Raw genomic sequence first — 13625 nt, 5'->3', positions numbered from 1 at the left:
CCCCCTTAGCTCAGTTGGTTAGAGCGACGGACTGTTAATCCGCAGGTCCCCCGTTCGAGTCGGGGAGGGGGAGCCAAATCATCATAATAATATCACTACTTTAGTTCCCCCTTAGCTCAGTTGGTTAGAGCGACGGACTGTTAATCCGCAGGTCCCCCGTTCGAGTCGGGGAGGGGGAGCCAATTCTAAGAATTTCATAGACATCTCAAGCTAATTCCACTACTCTTCCTTATATAACTAAAGCATTAGTTTATTCCTTGATGCGCTGTACTTAGTTTATTAATCAAGGACTTGATTCCTTCCCTTTTGAATTATTAAAAGACTGAAAACATGGCTGGATTTAAAAAACTTATTTTTATACAAATTATCTCTTGGTTATTGTGTGTTGCAGCAGGAAGCTACTTCATATCTATAAGCTTTGATACTGCGGTAAGTGATGCACAAAAAAGTGCGCAAACTACTGTTACTAAGTATATTAATGACCTTTCTTTAGACGATATTTCTGCTAAAAATCTAAAACAATCAATTGCAGATGGTAAAACGTTTTCAAGCTTCACTCTAAGAGATTACCAAGGGGCTGAAATATTTAGTATTAACACCCCTACTCAATTACCAATGTTTGCTGATTTTGTACTCTCTAACTTTAACTCAGTGCGCCCTCAATTTGCTGTAAATGACGCCTCAGATATAAAAGTTGAATTTGTACTTAACATTGAGCATTTAGCGTCGCAGCTACAAACGTCCCTTTTTATTGTTATTTTGATTTCTGCCATTTTAGTTATTATTCCAATAATTCTAATGAAATCTATTTTTTACCATTTAAATAAAAACATAAGTACAACAGTTGCTGACATTATCGATATTTATATCAATCAAAACCAAGTTGATAATGATTTAGAAACAGCACTAGATGGCACTCGATTGAAAAAAATGGGAAAAGATTTAGTACCTAGCTTTAATCGATTATCACATTTCTTAAAAAACAAAAACGAAGACATACAAAGCGCTGCTATGACTATTAAGCATGAAGCGTACAAAGATGTAATTACCTCGCTTGGTAATCGTAATATGTTTGTTGAGTATTACGAAAAAAACATTGAAAACACTGAGCAAAGTACATTTGGTTCTTTAGCTATGGTTCGTTGTAGCGAACTACAAGCTATAAACCAAAGCCGTGGTTATCAAAAAGGTGATGAGTACGTTAAAGGCGTTGCCGATATTATTAAGCACATAAGCGGCACTTACACTGGCAGCCAAGTATTTAGATTAAACAGCTCTGACTTTGCTGTCGTACTACCCCACATTCCTTTAAAAGAAGCTGAGCGCTTTGGTGAAAACCTCCAATCGCGCTTCACGCAGTACCAACAAAACCAAGAGTTAAGCTCGGTAGCAAATACAGGTATTGTAGGTTACGAAAAAGGTAAGCCGTTAGGCGAATTGCTTTCTGTTGTTGATAACGCGATGAGTATGGCGCAATCAAAACAAGTAAACGCATGGCACGTACAACGCGAAACCGATTTAGTTAATAACGTAAGTGCGGGTTTTGGTAATCAAAACTGGCGTAAGGTTATTAAAGAAGTTATTGAATCTAAGCGCGTGCATTTGGTAATGCAAAACATTATGCCGCTTGGTAAAAGCATAAAAGCCTACGCTGAAGTACAAGTTCGATTTAAAACAGAAGACAATCAAGTACTGCCTACCGCTTCTTTTTTAGCGATGGCCGAAAAGCTTGATATGGCAATAGAAATTGATCGCCTGATAATAGACTCTTCTCTTGAAAAGGTTAAAAGCCGTAATTTATCTGAAAAGTTTTTTGGTTTAAACGTAACAGCCTCTAGTGCACACAACGATCAGTTTGTAATTTGGCTAGAGCGCCGATTATTGAAAGATACGCATATTGCATCTAAACTAGTATTTGAAGTAAGTGAGTTTGGTTTACAGCAAAACATCAAGGCTAGTAAGCGCTTTATCGACATGGTTCACCGTGTTGGCGCACGCGTTACAGTTGAACGTTTTGGTGTTGGCTTAACTTCATTTAAGTTTTTCCGCGATTTAAAACCTGACTTTATTAAAATGGACGCAAGTTATACTCGCGGCCTCGAAGACGATAAAAACAATCAGTACTTTATGCGCTTAATGGTCGATTTAGCTCACCGCATTGGTGTTAGTGTATTTGCTGAGGGCGTTGAGAGCCAAGAAGAAAAGCACATTATAGAAACGTTGTGTTTAGATGGCGTTCAAGGTTATTACATAGAAAAACCTAAAGACATATAGTCTATTGGAGGCATCATGAAAAGAGTAATTACCTTTATTATACTTTTTATTATGCCTTTGAGTTTGTACGCAAACGCCCCGCAAAAAGAATTAGTTTTTAGCACTCACAACTATCCTCCATTTTCATTTGTTGATGAACACGATAATGCCGCTGGCCCCTTTGTTGATATACTTACCTTAGCGTGTAAACGCCTCAATTATAAATGTGAGTTTGTCAGCGTACCAAATCGTCGCTCTAAGCTCATGCTAAAAAACCTGCAAGCTCAAGGAAACTTTCCTATGGGCTGGAATCTTGACCGCAACGAATGGCTTTATTTTTCGATCCCGCTTATGAAAATGCAATATGGATTTTTTCAACCTGAGGGTGCAAAAAAAACCATCAAAAGCCTCAATGATCTACAAAAAATGCAAATTGCTGTTTTTGGCCCTTCAAATGCATCTTTTCAACTAATCAAAATACAGCAACAAATGATTAAAGACGGATTGAGGGAATTTGATATTGTTTTACTCACCGATGCCAATGGTACGGGTGTGAAAATGATAGAAAACAACCGTATAGATGGATACTTTGCCAATACTTTACAAGCACGCGCTAGGCTAAAACAATTTAACTTACATCATGTTAATTTGGCCTTTTTACAAAGCGAATCCCCCTATTTTATTGGTTTTAATAAAATTCAATTATCTCCTGAACAAATTGCCCTATTTAATAAAGCACTATTAGATTTATACCAAGAACACGATCAATTTAAAGATATTTTAAAGCCGTATAATATCGATCCTATTCTAATTACACCTGAAATCTTAAGTCACTTTAATATCATTACTGATTGAGTCGTTTATTTGCTTCTCATGTGTTGTTAATCGATAAAGAAAAAAGGATAATACCCACGTTTATTATAGCGTGAGGCACACATGACAGAATATGTCTTGTTATTGATTGGAACCGTTCTGGTTAATAACTTTGTATTAGTACAATTTTTAGGCTTATGTCCGTTTATGGGCGTATCAGGTAAGCTTGATACGGCGATTGGTATGTCTTTGGCAACCACGTTTGTGCTTACTCTTGCCTCTGTAACTAGCTATTTAGTTAATCAATATATTTTAATCCCTCTGGATATCGCCTTTTTACGCACCATGAGCTTTATTTTAGTAATTGCCGTTGTAGTGCAATTTACCGAAATGGTTGTGCGTAAAACAAGCCCTACTCTATATCGTTTATTAGGCATATTTTTACCGCTGATCACCACTAACTGTGCGGTATTAGGTGTGGCTTTATTAAATATCAAAGAAGATCATTCGTTTTTACAATCTGCAGTATATGGTTTTGGTGCTGCGGTTGGTTTTTCTTTAGTGCTTGTATTGTTTGCAGCACTACGAGAACGTTTAGCTGCTGCTGACGTTCCTACGCCTTTTAAAGGCGCCTCTATTGCAATGATCACTGCAGGCTTAATGTCGATGGCGTTTATGGGTTTTACTGGATTAGTGAAGTTTTAATATGACCTTGTTTTATGCCTTGATAGCGATTGGTTCGCTAGCACTCATTTTTGGACTTATTTTAGGGTTTGCAGCAATTCGCTTTCGCGTTGAAGGTAACCCTATTGTTGAGCAAATTGATACTATTTTGCCGCAAACTCAATGCGGACAATGTGGCTACCCGGGTTGTCGCCCTTACGCCGAAGCCATAGCCAATGGCGATGAAATAAATAAATGCCCACCGGGCGGCGAATCAACCATGAAAAAGCTTGCCGGCTTAATGGGTGTTGATGAAAAACCACTTGCCGGTGGCGAGCAAGCAGAACCTATAAAAACAGTGGCTTATATTCGCGAAGATGAATGTATTGGCTGTACCAAATGTATTCAAGCCTGCCCGGTTGACGCTATTTTAGGCGCTACTCGTCAAATGCACACTGTGTTAATTGATGAATGTACTGGCTGTGATTTATGTGTTGAGCCTTGCCCTGTAGATTGCATTGATATGCTACCTGTAGCCGAAACTAAACAAAACTGGAAATGGCAGCTAGATGCTATTCCTGTTACACAAATAGATTAGAGGTTTGAGTGGACAAGTTACTTGAACAAATAAAAAAAGGCACCGTGTGGGCATTTCCTGGCGGCATACATCCACCACAACAAAAATCACTCTCTAATAGTGCGAGTATCACTCGCCTACCTTTGCCCGACAAACTCATTGTTCCGCTTAAGCAGCACATAGGTGCAAACGGTAAGTTACTTGTAGAAAAAGGCCAACACGTCTTAAAAGGTCAACCACTTACAGCGCCTGCTGCTAACTGGTCGGTACCTGTGCATGCGCCAAGCTCTGGCGTGGTTACTGATATTGCACCTATGCCATCAGCACACCCATCGGCCCTACCTGAACTAAGTGTTATTATTGAACCAGACGGCAAAGACGAATGGGTAGCTCTAAATAAAAATAAAAATCCTGCTGAGCTTAGTCATGACGAGCTGATAAATATTATTCACCAAGCCGGTATTAGCGGTATGGGTGGTGCTGGTTTTCCTACTTATGTAAAAGCAGATACCAAGCAACCTATCGAATTTTTAATTGTAAATGCTGTTGAGTGCGAACCTTATATTACTGCCGATGACGTTTTAATGCGCGAACACGCTAAAGAAGTTATCCAAGGCATTGAAATAATGCAGCAACTTTTAAATCCAACGCTGTGCATTGTGGGTATAGAAGATAATAAGCCAGAAGCTATTGCAGCAATGAAGCAAGCAGCTGAGCATAACTCAAAAATTATTATTCAAACGGTGCCCACTATTTATCCATCTGGCGGTGAAAAGCAATTAATTAAATTACTTACTAACCGTGAAGTTCCTAGCATTGGTATTCCTGCCGATATTGGTATTTTAGTGCATAACACCGGGACTTTGTTTGCCGTACAACAAGCCGTTTATGAAGGTAAACCACTCATTGAACGTATAGTTACGGTAACAGGTAACACTATTCATAAGCCTGGGAATGTATGGGCACTACTTGGCACTGAAATAAAGCATTTACTTGATTGCCAAGGTTTCTCACCTGTACCGCAGCAAAGTGTTGTAATGGGCGGCCCAATGATGGGCTTTACGCTACCCACAGTGCGTATTGGCATAGTTAAAACAACTAACTGTATTTTAGCGCCTGATCATAAAGAGCTTGCGGAGCCCGGCCCTGAAAAAGCCTGTATACGTTGTAGCGCTTGTGCCGATGCCTGCCCTGCTTCTTTATTACCACAGCAATTGCAGTGGTTTGCTAAATCAAAAGAGTACGACAAACTACAAGAGCATAATTTATTTGACTGTATTGAGTGTGGTGCTTGTGCATATGTGTGCCCAAGCGAAATCCCTCTTGTACAGTACTACCGTATAGCCAAAGTTGAAATTAAAGAACAACAAGCTGACAAAATTAAAGCCGACAGAGCAAAAGAGCGTTTTGATGCACGAAAAGAGCGTTTAGATCGCGAGCAAGAAGAACGTCAAAACCGCCATAAACGTAAACCTGCCGCTAAATCTGCTGACGAAAAGCAAAAAGTAGCAGAGGCACTAGCCCGCGTTAAAAATAAATCAGATAACGGCGATGAAAAATCAGCTGTTGCAGCCGCTATTGCACGCGCTAAAGCTAAAAAGCTAGGCGATCAATCTGCTGAATTAGAACCTGACAACAGCGAAGTAGCAAAAGAGCGCGCACTACGTAAAGAACAAGCGCGTAAATATAAAGAGCAAAAATCTCAAACAGATGAATCGGCCGATACTGCGCCCGTTGATGATAAAAAATCAGCAGTCGCTGCAGCCATTGCTCGAGCTAAAGCTAAAAAAGCAGCACAAGCATTAGATAACGCTGAACAAGCAGCAAGTGAAGAGCCACAAACTGATGCACCTGTTGATGACAAAAAAGCAGCCGTAGCTGCGGCCATTGCTCGTGCTAAAGCCAAAAAGGCAGCACAAGCATTAGATAACGCTGAACAAACAGTAAGTGAAGAGCCACAAAGCGCGGCCCCCGTTGATGATAAAAAAGCAGCGGTAGCGGCGGCCATTGCTCGTGCAAAAGCTAAAAAAGCGGCTAAAGCATTAGATGGCGCTGAGCAAACCGTGAGTGAAGAGCCACAAAGCGATGCCCCTGTTGATGATAAAAAAGCAGCGGTAGCTGCGGCCATTGCTCGTGCTAAAGCTAAAAAAGCGGCTAAAGCATTAGATGGCGCTGAGCAAACCGTGAGTGAAGAGCCACAAAGCGATACGCCTGCTGATGATAAAAAAGCAGCCGTAGCGGCGGCCATTGCTCGTGCAAAAGCTAAAAAAGCAGCTAAAGCATTAGAAGAAGCTGAGCAAACCGTGAGTGAAGAGCCACAAAGCGCGGCACCCGTTGATGATAAAAAAGCAGCGGTAGCTGCGGCCATAGCTCGTGCTAAAGCTAAAAAAGCGGCTAAAGCACTAGATGTTACCGAACAAACTCAGCCCCAAGAGCTACAAGTTGATAGCGCAGCACCTAAGAGTGCAGAAAGTAACACCGATGACTCATCAGTTCTTATTAACGCAGATAAATCTAAATCAGCCGACGATAAGAAAAAAGCCGCCGTGGCTGCTGCAATTGCGAGAGCAAAAGCTAAAAAGTTACAAAAAGAAGGAAATAATCAGTCATGAAATTAACCATGGCCAGTTCGCCGCATAATCACAGCCATAAATCGTTAACGCGATTAATGCTTAGCGTTATTGCTGCGTGTATTCCTGGGCTAATTGCTCAAGTTTTCTTTTTTGGTACAGGTGTGCTTATTCAACTGGTACTAGCGCTTGTTGCTGTAAGCGTATTTGAAGCTGCAATAATGCTAATACGAAAGCGCCCTGTTTGGCCTGCATTAAGTGATGGCAGTGCGTGGCTTACTGCCGTGTTATTGGCATTGAGTATCCCTCCACTTGCCCCTTGGTGGATAATCGTTATTGGCTGTTTATTTTCTATTGTTATAGTTAAACAGCTTTATGGCGGCCTTGGGTTTAACTTATTCAATCCAGCAATGGCAGCTTATGTACTGCTTTTAGTTTCGTTTCCGGTACAAATGACCGCATGGTTGCCTGTTACCGATTTAATAAATACGCCAATAGGCTTTGCTGATCAGCTAAGGCTAATATTCACCGATTTTACGGCCTCTGGGTTTAGCCTAGATCAAGTACGTGCAGGGGTTGATGGCCTAACAATGGCAACACCGCTGGATACTGTTAAAACAGACATAGCACACGGTTTAACCGTTACCGAAAGCATGCAAAAGCCATTATTTAACGAATGGGCTGGCCTTGGTTGGGTGTGGGTTAACTTAGGCTTTTTAGTAGGTGGTTTATACTTATTAAAAGCAAAAATAATTAACTGGCATATTCCTGTCAGTTTTATCGCAAGTTTAGCTGTATGTAGTGCTATTGGTTATATCGCATCACCAGGTACAGAGCCGGGCACCCTATTTCACTTATTAAGTGGTGCCACTATGATGGGGGCCTTTTTTATAGCAACCGATCCGGTATCTGCAGCAACAACTAACAAAGGGCGCTTAATTTATGGCGCGCTAATTGGCTTACTAATTTATTTAATTCGTACCTTTGGTGGTTTTCCTGATGCCATCGCATTTAGCGTATTATTGATTAATATTGCAGTGCCGCTAATAGACTACTACACACAGCCACGTACTTATGGCCATGGAGCAGTAAAATGATCATTTCGTCAATGGCTAAAAATGGTGCTATTTTAACTGCGTTTGCGTTAGCAACAACGGGCTTAGTTGCCTCTATCAATGCACTTACTGCCGATAAAATTGCAGAGCAAGAACAACTGCAACTTACTGCGCAGCTACAAGAAGTGCTCGACCCAAAATCGTACGACAATCAATTATCGCAAGATTGCGTAATTATTACTGACGAAAAACTAGGCCCACACGCAAACCAAGTAATTTACCGTGCTCGTAAAAACAATAAACCAGTCGCTGTTGTTATTAGGCATGTTACGCCAAACGGCTACAGTGGCGATATTAACTTATTAACAGCTGTATTGAGCGATGGCACTATTGCTGGCGTTCGTACCACTAAACACGAAGAAACTCCTGGTTTAGGCGACAAAGTAGAAGTTAAAAAATCACTTTGGATCACAACATTTAAAAGCTTAACGGTTGAAAGCGAAGAAGACGCTCGCTGGGCTGTAAAAAAAGATGGCGGCCAGTTTGATCAATTTACAGGCGCGACCATAACGCCACGTGCTGTTGTGAGCTCTGTTAAAAATGCCGTATTGTTCGCACAAACTAATTTTGATGATATTTTTGCAGCACCTAATGCCGAATGTATGGAGGTAGCTAAATGAGTGAGTTAAAAACATTATACAAAGAAGGTGTATGGGTAAATAACCCTGCCCTTGTGCAGCTTTTAGGTTTATGTCCACTGCTTGCCGTTACCTCAACTGTAACAAATGCCTTAGGTTTAGGCTTAGCAACTTTACTCGTACTAATAGGCTCAAATGTTACCGTATCAATTGTGCGTAACTGGGTGCCAAAAGATATTCGTATACCTGTATTTGTAATGATCATCGCGGGCTTTGTAACAATAGTTCAATTACTCATGAACGCTTATACCTTTGGTTTATATCAATCATTAGGGATTTTTATTCCGTTGATTGTAACTAACTGCGCCATTATTGGCCGCGCCGAAGCATACGCCTCTAAAAACCCTGTTCATTTATCAGCATTTGACGGCTTAATGATGGGCTTAGGCTTTATGGCTGTACTGTTAGTATTAGGTACTATGCGCGAACTAATCGGCCAAGGTACGCTGTTTGACGGTGCCGACTTATTACTTGGCCCATGGGCACAGAGCTTGCGCATAGAAGTATTTAACTTTGATAACCAATTTTTACTCGCAATTTTACCACCGGGTGCCTTTTTAGGACTTGGGCTACTTATTGCTGCAAAAAACGTAATTGACGCACAAATAAAATCAAAACAAGTTGCACCGCCAGAGGCTGAAAAAGGCCCTCGAGCACGTGTTACTAGCTTAACTTAAGGGGAAAACGTATTAGAGCAACAATTAGCACTAATACGTTTTAAGTTGCATGAATAAAGAAAAACGTCACCAAATACTGTCGCGCCTGCGCGACGATAATCCGCACCCAGTTACTGAGCTTGAATATTCAAGCCCGTTTGAGTTACTAGTAGCAGTAACACTCTCAGCGCAAGCAACCGATGTAGGCGTTAATAAAGCCACTCGAAAGTTGTTCCCTGTTGCTAATACGCCACAAGCTATTTTAGATATAGGTCACGATACACTGCGTGATTATATAAAAACCATCGGCTTATTTAATTCTAAAGCTGCCAACGTTTACAAAATGTGCCAAATTTTGGTGGATGAACATAACAGCATCGTGCCAGAAAATCGTGAAGCCCTAGAAGCCCTACCAGGCGTTGGCCGTAAAACCGCTAATGTTGTACTCAATACCGCCTTTGGCTGGCCTGTAATAGCCGTAGATACACACATATTTCGTGTATCTAACCGTACAAAGCTTGCCATGGGTAAAGATGTTGTAGCTGTAGAACAAAAGCTTGAAAAGGTTGTACCAAAAGAATTTAAAGTAGACGTGCATCACTGGTTGATTCTTCACGGACGTTACACCTGCGTAGCACGTAAACCAAAGTGTGGCAGCTGTATTATTGAAGACTTGTGTGAGTTTAAAGAAAAAACGGAATAACGAGTTGAAAAGCTATAGTGGTAAAACTCAATTATACAATTTGCTTTTAGCAATTACTTCAGCCTTCTGTATCTGGCTTTCAAATGGCTTTATCACCTTTATTGCTTTTAACGAGTCTGTTGCGGGAGTAACATTTGAAGAACTTTTGATCATATTTTCAAATGTCGATCTTTTACAGGTTTTGACCTTTCCTGAGTTTTGGGAAGCTAATGAAAATCATTCTTTTATTGAGGCCCCAAGTTTTTGGTTTGAGCCGATGACTGTTTTATCTTCTATAAGCTCATTACTTCTTATAATTTTATTTTCAACGTATGTAACTAAGTTGAAGCCTGAAACGATATCTTTATCTCTACTCTTAATTGGATTTTTATACCTGGTTGTTTCATGGGGTGTTTTGCTAGATGTATCTGATGCAAAGATGATTGGGCCCTATTTAAGTATTGGTATTCAAGGTCTATTATTACATTCATTTATAAGTTGCCTAATTTGTGTTTCTACTTTATCAAAAAATGTATATTTTAAATTTAGCACTAATTAGCCTTTCTTTATTCAGTAGCTTTGCATTTCCAAGCGAAATAGATTGGCAAAACAAAGCGGCTGATCATATTAGGTTAAATATAATTCTGTTCATTAATCTTAGCCTTTTCATTCTAATTTTACTTTTCTCATTTCGACATATTAAAAGATTAAAACGACTAAATATAACCATCACTAATGAATCGTTAATCGACCCTTTGACAAAAGTATTAAATAGGAGAGGCTTCCATGAACAAGTTTCACGCTTAGATAAACAAAGCGGCTTTTTACTAATTGCAGATATAGATAACTTTAAACTCATCAATGATCAATTTGGACATAATGCTGGTGACAAAGTCCTTCAAAGAGTAGCCCATGCTCTAAAATTTCAAACTAGAGAGAAAGATATTGTAGGGCGATATGGCGGAGAAGAGTTTGTAGTTTTCTTTCCTAGCCATGATGTTGAAATTGTAAAAATGATTTCACAACGGCTTGTAGAGGCAATTGCGAGTCTTAATTTAACTGATATATCACCTGAATTGCAAAGAGTTACAATTAGTGCTGGTGTAGATAAAGGCGATACAAAACACTGTAAGTTTGAAAAATTATATGAAAACGCAGATAAACTGTTATATCAAGCTAAAAGTGCTGGTAAAAATCAAGTTATCGTATTTGATAACTAACAGGTTAAACCTTGGCTAGCACACTTCTATTCGAACTCTAGTGATAAGATAGCTAATCGTTTAGCTGCCAGTCGATTCTATATTATTAATAAATTGCGCCGCATTAACTAAACGCTCACTAACAATAAATTGAGTCGTATTTTTAACCCAAGGCCTAGCAATATTTTTGTAATTTAATTTAGATAACCCGCAGAATGTGACTATTAATAGAACATTATCAAAGTATTAATTTCACAACGCTCACTCCTTTGGTTATGCTAGTGAGCATTATAAAATTATATTGCGAAACCCTCTATGCTACCTCTACTTCGTATCTTGATAATTGAACAAGACCCAGCCACCTTACAAGGGCTTTCAACTAATCTGTCAAAGACCATTCCTAACTTTGAGCGAGACGATATCCATATCGATATTATTGAATGCCTCGAGCTTAAACACGCGCTGGAATGTGTAGAGGAAGATGGTGATATTCAAGCCGTAGTTCTAAGCTGGGATATGCACAACAAAGTGGGTGAGCGGATGTATAGCCGCTTTATCGAGGATTTAAAGGCAATTCGTCTCGAGCTGCCGGTTTATGTTATTGGCGACGACACTAAAGGGCTGGAGATCGTTAACGAATCAGAAGAAATTGAATCATTCTTTTTTAAAGATGAGGTGATTTCTGACCCAGAAGCTATTTTAGGTTATATGATTAACGATTTTGACGACCGCTCTGAAACACCATTTTGGACGGCGTATCGTCGTTACGTTGGTGAAGCAAACGACTCTTGGCATACACCTGGCCATAGCGGGGGTTCTAGCTTTAGAAACTCACCTTATATCAAAGATTTTTATCAGTTTTACGGCCGCAATGTATTTGTTGGCGACCTGTCGGTTTCGGTAGACTCGCTAGGTTCATTGTCAGACAGCACCAATACTATTGGTCGCGCTCAAGAATCAGCCGCGGCGACGTTTGAAGTTAAGCACACCTACTTTGTTACAAATGGTTCATCTACCTCAAATAAAATCATCTTGCAGACACTCCTGCGCAAGGGAGATAAAGTAATTGTCGACCGTAATTGCCATAAGTCAGTACACTATGGCATCTTGCAATCAGCTAGCTACCCCATTTATTTGGCGAGTATCTTAAATCCAAAATATGGCATTTTCGCGCCACCGTCGTTGGCCGACATCAAATTAGCAATTGAAAACAATACTGATGCTAAATTACTAGTGCTTACCGGGTGTACTTACGATGGCCTACTTAGCGACCTAAAACAAGTCGTAGATTATGCTCATCAATATGGTATTAAGGTGTTTATAGATGAAGCCTGGTTTGCATACTCTTTGTTTCATCCTAGCTTTCGTCATTATTCTGCAATACATGCTGGGGCTGACTACATTACGCATTCGGCGCATAAAGTAGTATCGGCGTTTTCTCAGGCGTCTTATATTCATATTAACGATCCCGATTTTGATGCTGATTTCTTTCGAGAGATTTATAGTATCTACGCCAGCACATCGCCAAAATACCAGCTTATTGCATCGCTTGACGTGTGCCAAAAGCAATTAGAGATGGAAGGCTATAAGCTGCTCAATGCGCTGCTAAATCATGTTGAGGAGTTTAAACAACAGATGGCCTCGCTTAAGCAAATTAAAGTATTAGCTAAGCAAGACTTTATGGAAATATTCCCGCATTTTAGTGGTGATAATATGGGTCACGATCCATTAAAGATCCTTATTGATATTAGTGAGCTACCTTACTCATTAAAAGATATTCATAAATATCTACTGGATGAAATTGGGCTAGAGATAGAAAAATACACACACAGCACCATTTTGGTTTTACTGACGCTTGGCGGCACGCGCTCAAAAATAATTCGTTTGTACAATGCGTTGAAAAAGCTAGACAGCGGTAAGGTAAAACTATCGAAATCGACGCGTAGAGCTCGCTTACCTGAAAATTTACCTGCCATAGATTTGGCGTGTATTCCAAGCGATGCTTTTTATGGCGACCGCGAATCTGTGCCTATCAGTAAAAGCAACAACCGCATTTGTGCAGGTTTAGTTACTCCATATCCACCGGGCATTCCGCTTTTAGTCCCAGGCCAGCATATCACTAATGACCATATCGAATATTTACAAGAGTTAGCAAGCCAAGGACTGACGATACAAGGCAGTTTCGATGGTGAAATTTATGTTCTTAAGGGTAAGGTTAAAAAATAAAGGTATTGGTTTAATACTATCTTAATAATGATTACTGGTGGCAGTGCCGCAAGACATTGCCGCAGTAACAGTATTGAGAAGTAAAATACAAAGTGGAATAAATCATTTTTATAAATGTTAACTAATTATAGTTAAAAAAAAGCAAGCCAGATGGCTTAATGCCAGTCAGTTAACAGCTGACTGGCTTTTTTTATTGGGGTATTTACTGGGTTTTGGTTTCACACACCTCGGAT

General features: G+C 40.0%; 12 protein-coding genes and 1 tRNA gene. All 13 read left to right on the top strand.

The features are described from left to right. Positions 1-105: 105 nt before the first annotated feature. The 13 genes from AAEY62_RS19650 (at position 106) to AAEY62_RS19590 (ending at position 13392) form a co-directional block, all read left to right on the top strand. Positions 106-182 (top strand) — tRNA-Asn (locus AAEY62_RS19650). A 148-nt stretch (positions 183-330) separates the two neighbouring features. Then, positions 331-2274, top strand: a complete 1944-nt coding sequence (locus AAEY62_RS19645; RefSeq protein WP_350635857.1) for an EAL domain-containing protein — start codon at positions 331-333, stop codon at positions 2272-2274. Between the two features lie 15 nt (positions 2275-2289). After that, positions 2290-3108 carry a substrate-binding periplasmic protein gene (locus AAEY62_RS19640; RefSeq protein ID WP_165721426.1) on the top strand — a complete coding sequence of 273 codons (819 nt, stop codon included), beginning with the start codon at positions 2290-2292 and terminating at the stop codon, positions 3106-3108. 81 nt (positions 3109-3189) lie between these two features. Next, entirely contained in the window at positions 3190-3771 is a 582-nt protein-coding gene (gene rsxA, locus AAEY62_RS19635) for an electron transport complex subunit RsxA (RefSeq protein WP_008172491.1), read from the top strand. 1 nt (position 3772) lies between these two features. Continuing rightward, positions 3773-4327: an electron transport complex subunit RsxB gene (rsxB, locus tag AAEY62_RS19630; protein WP_007585357.1), complete on the top strand. Its 555-nt coding sequence runs from the start codon at positions 3773-3775 to the stop codon at positions 4325-4327. 8 nt (positions 4328-4335) lie between these two features. Beyond that, positions 4336-6918: an electron transport complex subunit RsxC gene (gene rsxC / locus AAEY62_RS19625; RefSeq protein WP_350635853.1), complete on the top strand. Its 2583-nt coding sequence runs from the start codon at positions 4336-4338 to the stop codon at positions 6916-6918. Next, on the top strand, positions 6915-7973 hold the full coding sequence (gene rsxD / locus AAEY62_RS19620; RefSeq protein WP_002962268.1) for an electron transport complex subunit RsxD: 1059 nt from the start codon (positions 6915-6917) through the stop codon (positions 7971-7973). The genes rsxC and rsxD overlap by 4 nt, the downstream gene beginning before the upstream one ends. After that, positions 7970-8611 carry an electron transport complex subunit RsxG gene (gene rsxG / locus AAEY62_RS19615; protein WP_024591504.1) on the top strand — a complete coding sequence of 214 codons (642 nt, stop codon included), beginning with the start codon at positions 7970-7972 and terminating at the stop codon, positions 8609-8611. The genes rsxD and rsxG overlap by 4 nt, the downstream gene beginning before the upstream one ends. After that, positions 8608-9306: an electron transport complex subunit E gene (locus AAEY62_RS19610; RefSeq protein ID WP_002962263.1), complete on the top strand. Its 699-nt coding sequence runs from the start codon at positions 8608-8610 to the stop codon at positions 9304-9306. The genes rsxG and AAEY62_RS19610 overlap by 4 nt, the downstream gene beginning before the upstream one ends. 49 nt (positions 9307-9355) lie before the next feature. Next, positions 9356-9988: an endonuclease III gene (gene nth, locus AAEY62_RS19605; RefSeq protein ID WP_024591503.1), complete on the top strand. Its 633-nt coding sequence runs from the start codon at positions 9356-9358 to the stop codon at positions 9986-9988. Continuing rightward, positions 9963-10526: a hypothetical protein gene (locus AAEY62_RS19600; RefSeq protein ID WP_154903405.1), complete on the top strand. Its 564-nt coding sequence runs from the start codon at positions 9963-9965 to the stop codon at positions 10524-10526. Before nth ends, AAEY62_RS19600 begins: the two co-directional genes overlap by 26 nt. Next, on the top strand, positions 10498-11187 hold the full coding sequence (locus AAEY62_RS19595; RefSeq protein WP_024591501.1) for a GGDEF domain-containing protein: 690 nt from the start codon (positions 10498-10500) through the stop codon (positions 11185-11187). Before AAEY62_RS19600 ends, AAEY62_RS19595 begins: the two co-directional genes overlap by 29 nt. Positions 11188-11481: 294 nt before the next feature. Then, the gene (locus tag AAEY62_RS19590; protein ID WP_024591500.1) at positions 11482-13392 is read left to right on the top strand and encodes an aminotransferase class V-fold PLP-dependent enzyme; all 1911 of its coding nucleotides are present in this window, start codon (positions 11482-11484) and stop codon (positions 13390-13392) included. The last annotated feature ends 233 nt before the right edge of the window (positions 13393-13625 follow it).

The sequence above is a fragment of the Pseudoalteromonas sp. GW168-MNA-CIBAN-0100 genome, assembly GCF_040309225.1.
GTDB lineage: Bacteria > Pseudomonadota > Gammaproteobacteria > Enterobacterales > Alteromonadaceae > Pseudoalteromonas > Pseudoalteromonas arctica.
Note: the sequence above shows the minus strand (reverse complement) of the source record. Positions and strands in the feature narration are given on the sequence as shown.

What these genes read in the sequence shown, in the direction of transcription:
- AAEY62_RS19645 (WP_350635857.1), top strand. Translation starts at nt 331, where the DNA reads ATGGCTGGATTTAAAAAACTTATTTTTATACAAATTATCTCTTGGTTA.
- AAEY62_RS19640 (WP_165721426.1), top strand. Translation starts at nt 2,290, where the DNA reads ATGAAAAGAGTAATTACCTTTATTATACTTTTTATTATGCCTTTGAGT.
- rsxA (WP_008172491.1), top strand. Translation starts at nt 3,190, where the DNA reads ATGACAGAATATGTCTTGTTATTGATTGGAACCGTTCTGGTTAATAAC.
- rsxB (WP_007585357.1), top strand. Translation starts at nt 3,773, where the DNA reads ATGACCTTGTTTTATGCCTTGATAGCGATTGGTTCGCTAGCACTCATT.
- rsxD (WP_002962268.1), top strand. Translation starts at nt 6,915, where the DNA reads ATGAAATTAACCATGGCCAGTTCGCCGCATAATCACAGCCATAAATCG.
- rsxG (WP_024591504.1), top strand. Translation starts at nt 7,970, where the DNA reads ATGATCATTTCGTCAATGGCTAAAAATGGTGCTATTTTAACTGCGTTT.
- AAEY62_RS19610 (WP_002962263.1), top strand. Translation starts at nt 8,608, where the DNA reads ATGAGTGAGTTAAAAACATTATACAAAGAAGGTGTATGGGTAAATAAC.
- nth (WP_024591503.1), top strand. Translation starts at nt 9,356, where the DNA reads ATGAATAAAGAAAAACGTCACCAAATACTGTCGCGCCTGCGCGACGAT.
- AAEY62_RS19595 (WP_024591501.1), top strand. Translation starts at nt 10,498, where the DNA reads ATGTATATTTTAAATTTAGCACTAATTAGCCTTTCTTTATTCAGTAGC.
- AAEY62_RS19590 (WP_024591500.1), top strand. Translation starts at nt 11,482, where the DNA reads ATGCTACCTCTACTTCGTATCTTGATAATTGAACAAGACCCAGCCACC.